Raw genomic sequence first — 15,857 nt, forward strand, 5'->3', positions numbered from 1 at the left:
AATATATGAAACAAAAGAAAATACCATATATTTAGTGTGAAGGAAACAAAAACATTTGTCAAAGAATTACATGGTTTTTTTGTTAAAAAAGAGATGATATGTTAGGTGTTTAATCAACATTAATATTGGCCATTTTAACAACTTCTATACCGGCATATGGACTTGAATCCGCATGGATTAATTGGTTGTGGTGGTAGAGTTTAAAGTCAAGCTTGCCACCTAAGCCTTCTTTGATGGTGTCGGTCATGGCACCATTGAGTGGTGCTTTTAATTCTTTCGCATCATCAAGCCAGGCATTTATTTCTAGCCGCCATTGGTTTTTAGTCAAGATTAAGAATAGATGCTGGTCGGTGATTTTCAGCTGCGTAATTTTACTGCCGTTATAAGTCGCGAAGCGATAGTCCTTCCCATCAAGGTGAAGATGACATAAATGCCCGATAAAAGACGTTTTTAATAACGGAATCGTTGCGACACTCACCATTAAGCTCGCTTGTTTTGTAGGAAAGTGATTGGCTTGCGACCAAATGTATTTTTCAGGGAACGAATGCCCCCAGTCTTTTTCGATATAGCCGTGATCCTGTTTAAATGTTAAGGTATGCCCGCCAGCATCAGTTAATGTCCCGTTCACATGGTGATGCATACTGATGACCCCGTGTTTACAGGCCATCTTTGGGATATAGCTGAAAAACCCCATAATGTTAGGGGTCAATAGTGATCGGTTGATGGGTATGATAGTGTCATAAAGAAATTGTCCTTTAAAATGATAGGTGTCATCATTTATATCAATGCGCGTTTCGGTTAAGCTAAAGAAAGAATCACCAATCGTCACGGAAAAAGGAACATCCGTTGTATGAAAAGTATCAAGTGGATAAGTGAAATAATATGTTCTCACCGGGTGAGACTGGATCACCTGAATAAAAGCATGGCTGTCATCAGGATTTAAACTGATACCCGGAATAAAAGCGATACTTTGATTTGATGATGTCGATGTATGCTTAAAATACCAACCTTCAAAATAGTGCTGATGTTTTAACTGCCCTTGAAAGATTTCAGGGTGAGTATGTCGGTTAATCATATGCGTCATCCTTTCAAACGATGGTTTTAATTGATAGCTTTTATCCATTATAACAATTTTTAGCAAGGAAAGCTGTTTTAATCTTATGAGTAACAGATGAATAACAACATAACCCTTATCCCCAAGGGATAAAGTGTGTCTTTATCTTGACAGAACGAGCAATCGCTTGTACACTATAATTAAAGATTACACTTGTAAACGGAAGTGGTGATACAATGACAATTGAAATGGATAAAGACATTACCAATGCGGAATGGGAAGTAATGCGCGTCGTCTGGGCCCAAACAGAAGTGCCTTCTCAAGTTATTATCGATGTTTTAACGGATAAACGCGGGTGGAAAGAACCAACGATTAAAACATTAATCGGTCGCCTTGTAAAAAAAGGCGCGTTAAAAACAAGAAAAGATGGACGGAAATTTCTTTACTCAACTGATATTAAGGAAGATACGTTGGTCAATGAAACTCTGGATCAATTTTTTCACAACATTTGTAGTAAAGATATTGGTAAAACGATCGGCGTGTTGATTGACGAGGCGATGTTGAGTCATGATGACGTTGCTTTATTAAAAGAAAAACTGATTCAAAAAGAAGCAGTAGCCTATGATACGGTGCCATGTAATTGTATGAAAGGCCAGTGTCAGTGTCATCATCACAGATAACGATTTAACACAAGTGATGATCGTATCATTCAATGGATATAGGGTGAGAGAAGTTAGTATTTCTAATAGAATGAATGAAATCTAAGGAGGAAAACAAGATGACAAAAACAATCTTTGAAGTAGCCGGTATGAATTGTATGCACTGTGTAGGTAAAGTAGAATCAGCCCTCACAGATCAAGCAGGTGTAGAGAAAGTGAAAGTAAACTTAAAAAAAGGTGAAGCTAAAGTGAAATACGACGAATCAGCCGTTACCGCTAATCAGTTAATTGAAAATATTAAAACAGCAGGCTACACCGCCACACCCAAATAAGCCAACTGGTTAAATAAAACGATAGAAAAATAAGCGAGGCGTTAGGTCACTGACTGACGCCTCGCTTATTTTTTTGTCTTCTTTTAACCGATAACTCGGCTATAACTTTATAACGTATTGCCTTTCGCAGGAATCGGGTGGTCTTTTAACAGCTTAGCAAAATACAAGGTATTATAAACAAGCATATCGATATGTTTATTCGTAAAGGCATTCTCACTTGCCGCGCCATCCATATAGGATGGGCCTGGTCCTGCCTCTCCGACCCAGTAAGTATCGACGTTTGGTGGAATGACAAAACCGATATGACTAAGCCCGTAAAGAATGGAAGCGGCGGCATGTTTTGCGCCGTCCTCATTACCGGTAATCACAACACCGCCAACTTTGTTGTAATAGATTGCTTGGCCTTTGTCGTTTGTATCGCCGCTCGTGCCGTATAACCGTTCAATGGCTTGTGTGGCGAGACTGCTTTTTTCGCCCAGCCAAAGCGGAGTACCGATTAAGACAATATCAGCTTGCTTTACTCTCTCTAATAGCTGTGGCCACTCATCACCGTCTCCTTCATCTCCGGTGACACCGTAATGGATGTCGTAATCGGCTAGGCGTATGCTTTCAGTTTGTGCCCCTTCTTGTTCATAAAGCTTCCGTGCTCTTTCATATAATCCTTGTGTGTGCGACGGTTCTGAACTATCTTTTAACGAAGCGTTTAGAAACAAAACATGAATGTCTGTCATGTGGACCGTTCCTCCTTTTTGTCTGTCAGTATACATGTTCCACTTAGCAATCAGCGTTAAACGTACGATGGTCGTTAACGTATTAAGCTGTTAGCTTTAGTGTCTGGTTGAGTTTTTCAGAGAAAAACAGCATAAACCCAGTTAAGACAAGTAAGTAGACGGGGAAGAGGCCGATAGTAGACACACTCACGATGAACCCAAAGAGCGGTGGCATAACCGTTGTCCCGAGATAAGCACTGGCCATCTGAATCCCGATAATACTTTGCGAATAGCGCTTAGGGAAGTTGACCGGTGTTGAATGAATAATCGCTGGATAAATCGGCGCGCACCCGAGACCAATAATGATTAAACTGATCATATACATCGAATGTGAACGGTACTCAAACATAAATAGGCTAATACCTAAGAGAATAATCAAGGACCCGTAACGAATCATCCGCTTATCGCCGACAACATCAGAGATGAACCCCGCCAGGAACCGGCCTGCTGTAATACCGATAAAAAAGTAAGACGCAAACTGAGCGGCGATATTTGCTGGTACCCCGCGGTGTTCAACCAAGTAACTACTCGCCCAAAGTCCAGCGGTACTTTCAATCGCGCAGTAACCGAAAAAGGTGATGAGGACAAACTTGACCCCTTTGATCTTTAACGTGTCTTTAAGGGCGATGGGTTCGTAATGCTCATCAGCTGCTGATACGCGTCTTGATTGTTTCCATAACGGTAAACTCATAAATAAAATAAAAGTTAAACCGATTTGTAGCAAGGAGACGAAGAAATACCCTTCGGTATACGCTCGCCCGCCAGTTAAAAAATAACTCATAATATATGGACTAACCGACGCCCCCACACCCCAAAAGCTATGAAGCCAGTTCATATGTCGTGAGGCATAGTGGAGCGCGACATAGTTATTAAGCGCAGCATCAACGGCCCCGGCACCAATCCCATACGGAATAGAAAAGACGAGCAACATGATGAATGACTGACTAAAGCTAAATCCAAATAAGGCGACGGCCGTTAACATCACACTCACGAGCGTTACAAGACCGGTACCGAATTTTTTTGTTAAGCGATCTGAGAGTAAACTAGATACAATCGTTCCGATGGAAATGACAACCGTAATCATACCGGCATAAGAAATAGGCACATCCAGTGACCGATGCATCACGGGCCAAGCCGAGCCAAGTAGTGAATCAGGGAGACCCAGGCTGATAAACGCTATGTAAATAATGACGAGTAATAATGTGTACATAAGTGACTCCTTTAGTTGTTAAATAGTTTCAATGCTTCTCATTATTGTAAGCGATTAAATAAGAAAAAGCTAAGAAAATGACTGATTTGATTTAGGTTGATTGTGTTATAGGGTCACGCTATAACACACTATCGAAAATAACCATTACTTACCAAGCGTCTGGGCGTGCTATAGTAACGTTAACTTAATTAGAGGAGGCGTTTTAATATGAAAAGTGCGATTATTGGTTACCCGCGTATCGGTACAAACCGTGAGTTGAAATTTCAGACCGAGGCTTATTTTAGAAAAGAGAAAACAGCGGAGGAATTAAAACAAGTAGGAAAGGACTTACGACAAAAACATTGGGAAAAAGAGCGAGATGCAAAGGTCGATTATATCCCGTCAAATGACTTTTCTTTTTACGACCAAGTCCTTGATACTGCGGTCCTGTTAAATGCAATTCCAAAACGTTATCGTGCACTGAACTTATCACCGCTTGATGTCATGTTTGCGATGGCAAGAGGTTATCAACAAGGGGATAAGGATGTCCATGCCTTACCGATGAAAAAATGGTTTAACACGAACTACCATTATCTTGTTCCTGAGTTATCAGACCCTGAACAGATAAAACTCGTCGGCACTAAACCATTCGATGAATACAAAGAAGCAAAAGTACTTGGAATTGAAACAAAACCCGTCCTCATTGGCCCGTTTACTTTCTTACAGCTGGCGAGTTATCAGGAAGGGTTGAACAAAGACGCATTTGTTCAACCGCTGATAAAAGCTTATCAACAACTGCTGCATCAATTTGATACATTAGGAACAGAATGGATTCAAATCGATGAACCTGCATTGGTCTATGATTTAACAGAAGAAGACCAAAAGCTATTTACTCGATTATATGAAGAGATTTTACGTCATAAACAACACGTCAACGTCCAGATTCAAACGTACTTTGGTGATGTGCGTGATGTGTATCAAACATTACAATCTTTACCGTTTGACGCGATCGGTCTTGACGTCATTGAAGGTGTCTATAATATAGAACTTATTAAAACGTATGGTTTTGATCAATCAAAAGTTCTTTTTTTAGGCCTTGTTAATGGGAAGAATATTTGGCGCAACAATTATCAGCAATCACTAGAGATCATCAACCAAATCAAGCCACACGTTGGTGAGATTGTCTTATCGTCATCATCGTCACTACTTCATGTGCCGTATACAGTGAAAAGCGAGAGACATTTATCGGCTGAGCATGTGCGACATTTTAGTTTTGCGGAAGAAAAGCTGACGGAATTACATGAATTAAGTCAGTTAGTAGACGTAACGGATGTTGCCGCTGATGAGTATTTTATAAATAATCAACAATTATTTGAAAACGCACGAACAGAAGTCGACCAACATGTAAGAGAACGCGTGGCGCGTTTAACGGATCGAGACTTTGAGCGCTCGCCGTCACTGCATGAGCGAAAGAAACGCCAACAAGAACGGCTAAAGTTACCCCTTCTCCCAACAACGACAATCGGGTCGTTTCCGCAAACGGCTGATGTGAAAGACAATCGACGTGCCTTTAAGGCAGGAGAAAAAACAGCCGACGCCTATCACCGTTTTAATAAAGATAAAGTAAAGGCGTGTATCAAATGGCAAGAAGCGCTAGGACTCGATGTGTTGGTGCACGGAGAATATGAACGCAATGATATGGTCGAGTATTTTGGGGAGCAACTAAATGGCTTTATTTTCACTTCACATGCGTGGGTACAGTCTTACGGCACGCGTTGTGTGAAACCACCGATTGTATGGGGCGATGTGTCAAGACGTGCGCCGATGACTGTTGATTATGCGACGTATGCTCAAAGCCTTACGCATCGTCCCGTTAAAGGGATGTTGACAGGGCCAATCACGATTTTGAATTGGTCGTTCCCGCGTGAGGACTTACCGGTTAAAGCGACAGTCGCTCAAATCGCCTTAGCTATTCGTGAGGAAGTATTAGATTTAGAAGAAGCCGGTATCGGTATTATTCAAATCGATGAAGCGGCGTTACGTGAAAAATTACCGCTAAGACAAACCGATTGGCATGCGAAGTACTTAGACTGGGCCATTCCGCTCTTTAGATTGACCCATGCGAAAGTCAAACCGGAGACACAAATCCATACCCATATGTGCTATAGTGCGTTCACCGATATTATTCACGATATAGATGCGATGGATGCGGATGTCATCACCTTTGAGTCCTCGCGTTCGAACTTAGAGCTACTTCAAACCCTTAAAGCCGTTGATTTTAAGATGGCAGTCGGACCAGGTGTGTATGATATCCACTCACCACGTATCCCATCAGTACCTGAGCTAAAAACGACCATCGAATACATTCTGTCTGTTTTACCGATTGAAAATGTTTGGATCAATCCAGATTGTGGTTTGAAAACGCGGAAAGAAGCAGAAGTCGATCAAAGCCTCAAACATTTAGTATCTGCCACTCGGACGGTAAAAGAGGCGATTGTTTATGAAAACGTCTGAGCTATTTCAGCATAAAAAGGTGTTATCTTTTGAAATTTTTCCACCTAAACAGACGGAAAATTTAGCGGCTATTTATCAAACGGTCAATGCCTTAAAAGAACTGGCGCCGGACTTCATTAGTGTCACCTTCGGCGCCCTTGGCACAAAGAATAACCAGCGCACGTTAGATATTGCCTCAACGGTAAAACACACGTATGGCGTGGAAAGTGTGGCGCACTTACCTTCTAGTCAATTCACAAAAAGAGACGTGCAAGCCTTGCTCACCCGTTTTAAACAATTAGGGATTGATAATATTCTTGCTTTACGTGGAGATGACATCACAGAGCACAAAGAGAAAAAAGATTTTCATTATGCGAGTGATCTCATCGAATATATTAAATCGGAAGGTGACTTTAACATCATTGGCGCCTGTTATCCAGAAGGCCATATTGAATCTGTGTCTATACTTGATGATGTTCGGCATTTAAAAGAAAAAGTCGACAGCGGCTGTGATCAACTGATTTCGCAATTGTTTTTTGATAATGATTACTTCTACACCTTCAAGGAACGCACCGAACTGATTGGGATCGATGTGCCGATTCAAGCGGGCATTATGCCAGTTGTGAATAAACGCCAAATCGAAAAAATGGTTAAAATGTGTGGGGTTAACGTACCGAAAAAATTCCTGAAAATGATGGAGCGTTATGAATATCATCCAGAAGCGATGCGTGATGCGGGGATTGCTTATGCGATTGATCAGATTGTTGATTTGATTACTCAAGGGGCAGATGGTATTCACCTTTATACGATGAATAACCCCTATATTGCCCATAGAATTTATCAAGCGGTCAATCAATTGTTGATTGCATCATAAAGAGAGGTCTGCCTCTCTTTTTTTTTGATGGAGTAAAAGTTGTATTTAAAATATGGGGCTTTTAATTTTATTAATTTTTGTACGTACCTTTTAATTTATTGATTATTTTAATTTTATTTTAACAATAACTTAATGATAAATCCTTATTTTATAAGCAATTAATTTTAAAAAGTATATGTCTTTTATAATTTTAACTTGGACTTACAAGTTAATCATGGTATGATTTAATAAGAGAATCATAAGGTCAACTTATAAGAATAGGTGTATTTATGTAAACGTTATCTTTTAAGTCTAAAATGATTAAGTCAATGGAGGGTTTATGATGTATGATATGAAACAAATGATTGAACAAGGCCAAACAGTCTTAGGGATTGAGCTCGGATCTACGCGTATTAAAGCGGTACTCATTGCGGAGAATAACCAGCCGATTGCCAGTGGTGCATTCGATTGGGAAAATCAATTGGTAGAGGGTTACTGGACATATAGTGAACAATCGATTTGGGAAGGGCTTAAACAAGCGTATCTGAAGTTGAAAGAAGATGTTCAAAATCAGTATGGTGTCACGCTTAAAAAAATTGGTGCGTTAGGATTCAGTGCCATGATGCACGGCTATATTGCGCTAGATAAAGAAGGTAACTGGTTAGTACCGTTTCGGACGTGGCGAAATAATCGTCAAGAAGAAGCAGCCAGTGCGTTAACGGAAGCGTTTAACTATCAAATTCCACAGCGCTGGACGATTGCGCATTTATATCAAGCAATCTTAAACGGGGAATCACACGTGAAAGATATTCATACGTTAACGACGTTAGCGGGTTATGTGCACGAGAAGTTAACCGGTGAAAAGATTTTAGGTGTTGGTGAGGCGTCAGGTGTTTTCCCAATCGATTTAGAAACAAAGTCATACCAACAAAAAATGGTGGATACATTTGAAAAGCTTGCGAGCGATAGAGGTGTAGTGATCGATTTACGCGCGATTTTACCTGAAGTAAAAGTGGCAGGTGAATCAGCAGGGGCGTTAACGGAAGCGGGTTGTTTATTACTTGATCCATCGGGTGACTTAACAAGCGGCTCATTACTTTGTCCACCAGAAGGTGATGCGGGTACGGGCATGGTGGCGACAAACAGTGTCAAGGTGAGAACAGGTAACGTCTCAGCAGGTACGTCTGTGTTTGCGATGGTGGTGTTAGAAAAAGAATTATCAAAAGTCTATACGGAAATTGATTTAGTCACCACACCAACTGGAAATCTCGTGGCGATGGCGCACTCAAATAACTGTACGTCTGACTTAAACGCTTGGGTGAACTTGTTTAAAGAATTCCAAGAGACAATGGGGATGGCTGTTGATATGGATACGTTATATCAAACGCTATATGAAGCAGCACTTTCAGGTGATAAAGATGGTGGCGGTCTACTCAGTTACGGCTACCTATCGGGTGAACATATGACACACTTCGAAGAAGGGCGCCCTCTCTTTGTCCGTGGTACCGATGCGAAGTTTAACTTAAGTAACTTTATGCGTACCCACCTCTATTCATCGCTTGGAGCGATGAAGATTGGTATGGATCTCTTACTAAAAGAAGAACACGTCGCGCTTGATGAGATGCTTGGTCATGGTGGCTTATTTAAAACAAAGGGCGTGGGCCAATCGATGATGGCCGCAGCTTTAAATACACCCGTCTCCGTAATGGAAACAGCTGGTGAAGGTGGAGCTTGGGGGATTGCGGTACTTGCCTCCTTTATGCTTCAAAAAGAAGAAGGGCAAACATTGGATCACTTCCTCAATGTCCATGTCTTTAATCAAGCGGAAGCGGACACGATTCATCCAAACCAAGACGATGTTTTAGGGTTTGAACAGTTTATGACGCGATATAAACAAGGTTTACCGATTGAACGGGCAGCCGTTGATCATCTTAAATAATACACGTTTCTTTAGACAGATCAGCTGTTATAGTGATCTGTCTGTTTTTTTCGCTTTAAGTTAGGCACGGCTTACCTTATTGGCGCATACGTTAGAGGTAGCAAGAGAAAAAGAGGAGGTTTTATATGTATCCGTTTAATCGCTTCCCGCGCCAAAATGCTGTCCCTTATGTGACGAATATTGAAACGCTCACTAAGCAAAACAATGCTTATCGGCGAGTCATCTGGACAGGGGATGAGTTACAGCTCGTCGTCATGAGCATCCCACCTATGGGTGATATTCCGGTAGAACGACATGAGGCAGAAGACCAATTTATTCGAGTAGAACAGGGCCGGGCTTGGGCTATCGTTGGGCCAAATGAGCAACAGTTAAATCAACAATGGATGCTAGAAGAAGATGACGTCTTACTGATCCCAAAAGGCTATGCCCATTACATTAAGAACTTAAATAATACCCCGCTTAAACTCTATACCCTTTATGCACCGCCACACCATCCACCGCAGTTAATCCAACAACAGCCAGAGTGAGTCACTGTGCGCAACGAGACAATGGTCTTGTTGCGTTTTTAACGTCATTAAAACAGGGTGTTTTTACACTACTTTATCTGGTTTTTCATGTGAGCGCTTTCTGATAAAGTTAGAGTGATGATGTATGACAATAAAACATTGAGAGAAAGGATAAACAATAAAATGAACCAGACATTATTATTTAATCACGATTGGTCGTTTCAAAAAACACCACTACATACCACAACAGTTACACAAGAACATTTCAAACCAGTAGACATTCCGCACGATTGGTTGATTTATAACAGTCAAGCCTTATATGAAGATAGTATCGGTTGGTATCAGAAGACACTGACCATCACGGACTTATCGAAAAGTTACGCGTTGTATTTTGAAGGCGTCTATATGGACAGTATGCTCTATGTTAATGACAAGTTAGTAGGGGAATGGAAATACGGTTACTCAAGTTTTGAGTTTGACATGACGGACTTTTTAGTTGAAGGAGATAATAACCTGCTATTAAAGGTGACGCATCAAGCGCCTAATAGTCGCTGGTATTCTGGTGCTGGGATATACCGGGATGTTTATTTAAAAGTGAGAGGGACAGCCTTTATTGAAACGGATGGTACTTATGTCACGACAGAAAAAAACGGTAACGATTATCAATTGACGATTGATACGACGATTGAAACCACGCATCCTGTTACCGTCAGATGTACATTAACCGGGCATGGTGAAGCGTCCGTTATTGAAGCGACAGACCAATCAACAGGGACAACATCCCAAACGCTTACGGTTCTCTCACCAAAAGAATGGTCGCATCGTGATCCAGCGCTATACACCCTAACCACGGAATTGTTGACAGATCAACAAGTTGTACTGGAGCGTTACCGTGAGCGCATCGGTTTTAGAACGTTTCAATTAGAGCCGAATCGCGGGTTTATAGTAAATGGTCAACAAGTAAAAATTAACGGCACGTGTGAACACCATGACCTCGGGGCTTTAGGTGCGGCCTTTAATAAAGAAGCGATGCGTTACCGTCTTGAGTTATTGAAAGACATGGGCGTTAACGGTATTAGAACAGCACACAATATGCCGGCAAAAGGCCTGATGGACTTATGTGATGAGATGGGTTTTTACGTTGTATCAGAAGCCTTTGATATGTGGGAGCGGACAAAAACACCTTATGACTATGGCCGATTCTTTAACGACTGGGTTCATCGTGATGTCGCTAGCTGGATTAAGCGCGACCGGAATCACCCATCGGTCGTGATGTGGAGTATTGGGAATGAAATATATGATACGCATGCGTCAAACCGCGGGGTAGAGCTTACGGAAATGTTAAGAGCTTTAGTGGAAACATATGACCCAAAAGGCAATGCCCGTGTGACAATTGGGTCTAATTATATGCCGTGGGAACATGCAAAGGCCTGTGCAGATGTGGTGAAAGTGGCTGGCTATAATTATGCAGAAAAATATTACGATCAACACCATAAAAAGTATCCCGATTGGATTATTTACGGGAGTGAAACAGCGTCTGTCGTGCAAAGCCGGGGCATTTATCATTTTCCGTATGATACCAATATTTTATCTGATGATGATCAACAGTGTTCCGCTTTAGGAAATAGTACGACAAGTTGGGGGGCGAAATCTCCTGAAGCGTGTATCATCGCTGAACGAGACACACCGTATTCCGTTGGCCAGTTTCTTTGGACCGGGTTTGATTACATTGGAGAACCAACCCCGTATCATACGAAGAATGCGTATTTTGGCCAACTCGATACAGCTACCTTTAAGAAAGATAGTTATTACATTTATCAAGCCGGATGGATGGATGTAAAAACCAATCCGATAGTTCATATTTTTCCTTATTGGGATTTTAATCCCGGTCAACTGATTGATGTGCGGGTAGCGTCGAATGCACCGCGAGTAGAACTGTTTATAAACGGTGAATCACTCGGTCAAAAAGCCATTGATCACCAACATGGGACAGTGCTTGTACCGACCTATCAGGTGCGTTATGAACCCGGTGAATTAAAAGCGGTGGCTTATGATGAAACAGGTCACGTCATCGCGACGGATAATCAACAGAGTTTTAACGACCCGGTTTTGCTTGTGATTGAGACAAATAAACAGACTCTCACCCATAGCGAAGATCTTGTATTTGTGACGATTAAAGCGCTTGATGAGTTCGGGCGTGAAGTGAAGAACGCGACAAATCGTATCTATGTTGATGTCTCAGGTGCTGGCCGACTGGTTGGGCTAGATAATGGTGACAGTACCGACTATGATACCTATAAAGGAAAGTCGAAGCGTCTCTTTAGTGGAAAGTTAATGGCAATCATACAACCAAAACAGACGCGTGGAAAAGTCATGATTAACGTCTCATCCATTGGTTTAACTAAAGCGACAGAAACGATTGACGTTATGTGTCCACGGGATCAAACAATTGGTGTTGTGGCAGAAAATAGTGATCAGATGATTGTGACGGGAAAAAGAGATGAAGTGACGGTCAGAAAGATCACGCTCGATAGTCACGGTATCCATCAGTTGACGCATGCACAACCATCGGTTGATGTGTCTGTCACATTGTCGCCAGAGTACGCGACAGATAAAGCTATCGCTTATAAAATTGTGACCGATGAAGGAGCAGAAACGACCCGCGGCGCTGTTGAAGAAACGCCACAAGGTGTGAGGGTTACCGCTAAAGGAGACGGAAACTTTAGGCTACGGGCGATGAGTAAAGATCATACAAATGCTGTGCGTCTTATTTCAGAGTTGGATTTTACTGCAACAGGCCTTGGTCAATTTTATAAAGATCCGTATCAATTTATTGCCGGCAGTTTATATGACGACGCAACAGGGGATGTGGGAAGTGGGAATGATCGAGGATTTGCGACAAGCAATGATGAGAGATGTCTCGTTGGTTTTCATGATTTGGATTTTAAAGATCGTGGCGCTGATACAGTAACGTTACCGATTTTTACTTTAAATGATGATGTCTATACGTTAAAGATTTGGGATTGTCATCCAGATGAAGGGGCAACGTTATTACTCGATGATACGTATCAAAAACCGTCCATCTGGAATGTCTATCAATCAGAAACATATCGTTTAAATAAACGCCTGACGAATATTCAATCGTTGTATATTGAAACAGCTAATAAAATGCATGTCAAAGGTTTTCAATTTGAGCCATTTAACCGAGCCAATCGAACCGTTGACGTGACAACGGTTGATACACTTTATGGTGATCATTATACGCTAGAAGAAGATAAAATCAGTCAGATTGGCAATAATGTCTCACTTACATTCAACGACTTTGATTTTGGCGAAGCGGGTGCGAACAGGTTAGTCATCAACGGTCACTCGCCGATTGATAAAAATACCGTTCATGTGCGTTTTTCTGACGGTGAAGTGGAAATGAATCAGCTTATTGAATTTACTGAGACAGACACGCTAACTGAAAAAGTGTTTGAACTTGAGTCTGTATATGGCAAACAATCCGTGACCTTTATTTTTCTTCCTGGTTCACAGTTTGATTTTGCTTCATTTAAGCTCACGAGAAAATAGGCGCTATGTCAAAATCTAAAATAGTCAAGACTATAAATAGAAAGAGATGGATGAATACTTTATAAAAAAGCGCGTAAAGACCGGTACAGGTTTTTGCGTGCTTTTTCATGGGAAAAGATAAGGGAAAAGAATAAGATTGACGAACATTCAAATGTGTATTAGAATGTAATTAATCAAACGATTGTTTGAATGGTAAAGTCATCAGTAAGAAGGTGAGAAGTATGATACATATTGGTCTATCAAGCTTTGGTGATCATCCACAGCTTTATTTACCAGAAACAAAACCGAGCGAACGCCTTGCTGATTATGCGAGCCATTATTTACTCGTTGAAATAGATAGCACCTATTATGCGATTCCGCGTCTGACACAAATAGAAAAATGGGTCAAGACGACACCGGAAAATTTTAAGTTTATCGTAAAAGCGTATCGCGGCATGACAGGGCATGTGAAAGACGATGAGCGTTACGCATCAAAAAGTGAGATGTTTCAAGCGTTTCGAGAGGCGCTTTCGCCATATATTGAACATAAAAAGTTAGCCTTTGTGTTGTTTCAATTTCCGCCATGGTTTGATTACCGGAAAGATCATCTTCTCTATTTGAAGTATGTGCGTCAAGAGATGAAAGAGATCCCAGTAGCGATTGAGTTTCGTAACCGGACGTGGTATGACGAAAAAGTAAAGAGAGAGATGCTACAGCTGTTAAGGGAGTTAGCTTTTATTCATACGGCGGCGGATGAACCGCAAATCGGTGACGGCTCAGTTCCGTTTGTTTCAGATGTTGTCAATGAGACGTTGTTTATCCGGCTTCACGGTAGAAATAGAGCCGGCTGGTATCGACCTAAGGACAGAGAGACGAATTGGCGCGAGGTGAGGTATTTGTATCGCTACAACACCGAGGAATTAACAGCATTTAAAGATCTGATCTTAACGAAACAAGCGGAAGTGAAAAATGTGTATGTGATCTTTAATAATAATTCAGGTAAGGACGCTAATGATAATGCGGCTGAGTTAAAGCGGCTATTAAACATTAAAGAAGAAGGGCTCTTGCCATCTCAATTATCTTTATTTTAATGAAGTGTCTGTTATTTCTATCGACATAGCAAACAGAGCAAATAATATAATGATACGTAGGCATGTTAAAACGTTATGAAAAGAAAGGAAGAAGCATTATGGGACATCACCACCATCACGATCATGGTCACGAGACAGGTAATATTAAAATCGCATTTTTCCTCAATCTCAGTTTTACCATCATTGAAATTATCGGGGGCTTAATGACAAATAGTATGGCCATTTTAGCCGACGCTCTGCACGACTTAGGTGACTCGTTATCCCTAGGCATCGCATGGTTTTTAGAAAAAGTATCAGGAAAAAAACCAGATGAGACATTTACCTTTGGTTATGCGCGCTTTTCTTTATTAGCGGCTTTCATCAATAGTATGGTATTGATTGTCGGGTCAACGATTATTTTATACCATGTGATTCCAAGAATATTGAATCCCGAACCCGTTGAAGCAAGTGGAATGTTGCTGCTATCGATTCTAGGTATCGTGATGAATGGTTTAGCGGTGTTGAGACTAAAAAAAGGTAGCTCAATGAACGAAAAAGTTGTCACCTGGCACTTGATGGAAGATATTTTAGGCTGGGTCGTAGTGTTAGCTGCGAGTATCGTCTTAATGTTTGTTGATTGGCCTATTATCGATCCACTACTGTCACTCGGTCTAACGTTATATATTTTATATAATGTCGTCGGTAACTTAAAAGAAATCGTCGGGATCTTCTTACAAAAAACACCGTCAGGTGTGTCAAAGAGCGAGCTTAAACAGGCGCTTGAGGAAGAACTCAACGTTCATACCCACCATTTACACCTTTGGTCACTGGATGGGGAGAAAACAATGTTATCATTACATTTAGAAGTTAAAGATGATTTAACGACGGATGAATTAATCGAAGAAAAAAGTCGGGTCAGACAATGGCTCAATGATCATGAAATTGATCACGTCACGTTAGAGTTAGAATTTGAAAAAGAATTCTGTGAGGCAAGTGATTGTGAGTAAGACTGAAGAGCCAGGGACAAAATTCTAAATAACTAGATAAAAGCGGCATTTCATACAAAAATATGAGATGCCGCTTTTTATATTTTTTCTCAATTTTTTGCAGAGCGAAAAGCGCTCCGCTTGGAGCGCATATGGCCAAAACAGCATTTAAAATTATTCAAGGACTTCATTGAATGAATTTCATAATTCTGAGGCCTTGCAGCCCAATGGTTTTGAAGCATAAAAAAGGAAGTACCTCCCCAAGTCTTGTATAATGGTAAGTAAACAAACTAAACCAAAAGACTGGAGGAGAACTCCCTATGCCTATTATACGACAAGAGAGTTTATTTAGCATTAAAGAATTATATGCAATGGAACCTACCCAACGATATGACGCTATTATTTCGGTCATTGATATTGACCACATTTACCGTGAGGTAAGTAAAAAATCACG

12 protein-coding genes are annotated in these 15,857 nt (G+C 41.0%); 9 read left to right on the forward strand and 3 right to left on the reverse strand.

What is annotated here, in order from left to right; translation table 11 throughout:
* Positions 1-109 precede the first annotated feature (109 nt).
* Positions 110-1,075 carry a tocopherol cyclase family protein gene (locus tag BM390_RS12720; protein ID WP_062321305.1) on the reverse strand — a complete coding sequence of 322 codons (966 nt, stop codon included), beginning with the start codon at positions 1,073-1,075 and terminating at the stop codon, positions 110-112.
* 215 nt (positions 1,076-1,290) lie between these two features.
* Between BM390_RS12720 and BM390_RS12725 the strand changes: the two genes are divergently transcribed.
* On the forward strand, positions 1,291-1,734 hold the full coding sequence (locus BM390_RS12725; RefSeq protein WP_089855243.1) for a CopY/TcrY family copper transport repressor: 444 nt from the start codon (positions 1,291-1,293) through the stop codon (positions 1,732-1,734).
* A 98-nt stretch (positions 1,735-1,832) separates the two neighbouring features.
* Positions 1,833-2,045, forward strand: a complete 213-nt coding sequence (locus BM390_RS12730; protein ID WP_089855247.1) for a copper ion binding protein — start codon at positions 1,833-1,835, stop codon at positions 2,043-2,045.
* A gap of 107 nt (positions 2,046-2,152) precedes the next feature.
* Here BM390_RS12730 and BM390_RS12735 read toward each other — a convergent pair whose 3' ends face one another.
* Together BM390_RS12735 and BM390_RS12740 are read right to left on the reverse strand one after the other, a co-directional pair.
* Positions 2,153-2,776, reverse strand: coding sequence for a flavodoxin family protein (locus BM390_RS12735; protein WP_089855248.1), 624 nt, complete (start codon positions 2,774-2,776; stop codon positions 2,153-2,155).
* An 82-nt stretch (positions 2,777-2,858) separates the two neighbouring features.
* A complete protein-coding gene (locus BM390_RS12740; protein ID WP_089855249.1) occupies positions 2,859-4,025 on the reverse strand; it encodes an MFS transporter in 1,167 nt (388 codons plus the stop codon).
* 207 nt (positions 4,026-4,232) lie between these two features.
* On the opposite strand from BM390_RS12740, the gene metE reads away from it, so the two are divergent.
* The 7 genes from metE (at position 4,233) to BM390_RS12775 (ending at position 15,424) form a co-directional block, all read left to right on the forward strand.
* Positions 4,233-6,518 (forward strand): 5-methyltetrahydropteroyltriglutamate--homocysteine S-methyltransferase, encoded by a 2,286-nt coding sequence (gene metE / locus BM390_RS12745; RefSeq protein ID WP_089855250.1) that lies wholly within the window; start codon positions 4,233-4,235, stop codon positions 6,516-6,518.
* On the forward strand, positions 6,505-7,371 hold the full coding sequence (metF, locus tag BM390_RS12750) for a methylenetetrahydrofolate reductase [NAD(P)H] (RefSeq protein WP_062321297.1): 867 nt from the start codon (positions 6,505-6,507) through the stop codon (positions 7,369-7,371). The genes metE and metF overlap by 14 nt, the downstream gene beginning before the upstream one ends.
* 319 nt (positions 7,372-7,690) lie before the next feature.
* Positions 7,691-9,289 (forward strand): xylulokinase, encoded by a 1,599-nt coding sequence (locus tag BM390_RS12755; RefSeq protein ID WP_089855253.1) that lies wholly within the window; start codon positions 7,691-7,693, stop codon positions 9,287-9,289.
* Between the two features lie 125 nt (positions 9,290-9,414).
* Positions 9,415-9,816 carry a cupin domain-containing protein gene (locus tag BM390_RS12760; protein ID WP_062321295.1) on the forward strand — a complete coding sequence of 134 codons (402 nt, stop codon included), beginning with the start codon at positions 9,415-9,417 and terminating at the stop codon, positions 9,814-9,816.
* 162 nt (positions 9,817-9,978) lie between these two features.
* Positions 9,979-13,368, forward strand: coding sequence for a glycoside hydrolase family 2 TIM barrel-domain containing protein (locus tag BM390_RS12765; RefSeq protein ID WP_089855256.1), 3,390 nt, complete (start codon positions 9,979-9,981; stop codon positions 13,366-13,368).
* A 221-nt stretch (positions 13,369-13,589) separates the two neighbouring features.
* Positions 13,590-14,438, forward strand: coding sequence for a DUF72 domain-containing protein (locus BM390_RS12770; RefSeq protein WP_089855259.1), 849 nt, complete (start codon positions 13,590-13,592; stop codon positions 14,436-14,438).
* A gap of 62 nt (positions 14,439-14,500) precedes the next feature.
* Positions 14,501-15,424: a cation diffusion facilitator family transporter gene (locus tag BM390_RS12775; RefSeq protein WP_231631439.1), complete on the forward strand. Its 924-nt coding sequence runs from the start codon at positions 14,501-14,503 to the stop codon at positions 15,422-15,424.
* The last annotated feature ends 433 nt before the right edge of the window (positions 15,425-15,857 follow it).

This window comes from Halolactibacillus miurensis (assembly GCF_900116255.1).
In the GTDB taxonomy this organism is placed as follows: Bacteria; Bacillota; Bacilli; order Bacillales; family Amphibacillaceae; genus Halolactibacillus; species Halolactibacillus miurensis.

What these genes read in the sequence shown, in the direction of transcription:
- BM390_RS12775 (WP_231631439.1), top strand. Translation starts at nt 14,501, where the DNA reads ATGTTAAAACGTTATGAAAAGAAAGGAAGAAGCATTATGGGACATCAC.
- BM390_RS12770 (WP_089855259.1), top strand. Translation starts at nt 13,590, where the DNA reads ATGATACATATTGGTCTATCAAGCTTTGGTGATCATCCACAGCTTTAT.
- BM390_RS12725 (WP_089855243.1), top strand. Translation starts at nt 1,291, where the DNA reads ATGACAATTGAAATGGATAAAGACATTACCAATGCGGAATGGGAAGTA.
- BM390_RS12720 (WP_062321305.1), bottom strand. Translation starts at nt 1,075, where the DNA reads ATGATTAACCGACATACTCACCCTGAAATCTTTCAAGGGCAGTTAAAA.
- BM390_RS12730 (WP_089855247.1), top strand. Translation starts at nt 1,833, where the DNA reads ATGACAAAAACAATCTTTGAAGTAGCCGGTATGAATTGTATGCACTGT.
- BM390_RS12735 (WP_089855248.1), bottom strand. Translation starts at nt 2,776, where the DNA reads ATGACAGACATTCATGTTTTGTTTCTAAACGCTTCGTTAAAAGATAGT.
- BM390_RS12740 (WP_089855249.1), bottom strand. Translation starts at nt 4,025, where the DNA reads ATGTACACATTATTACTCGTCATTATTTACATAGCGTTTATCAGCCTG.
- metE (WP_089855250.1), top strand. Translation starts at nt 4,233, where the DNA reads ATGAAAAGTGCGATTATTGGTTACCCGCGTATCGGTACAAACCGTGAG.
- BM390_RS12760 (WP_062321295.1), top strand. Translation starts at nt 9,415, where the DNA reads ATGTATCCGTTTAATCGCTTCCCGCGCCAAAATGCTGTCCCTTATGTG.
- metF (WP_062321297.1), top strand. Translation starts at nt 6,505, where the DNA reads ATGAAAACGTCTGAGCTATTTCAGCATAAAAAGGTGTTATCTTTTGAA.
- BM390_RS12755 (WP_089855253.1), top strand. Translation starts at nt 7,691, where the DNA reads ATGATGTATGATATGAAACAAATGATTGAACAAGGCCAAACAGTCTTA.
- BM390_RS12765 (WP_089855256.1), top strand. Translation starts at nt 9,979, where the DNA reads ATGAACCAGACATTATTATTTAATCACGATTGGTCGTTTCAAAAAACA.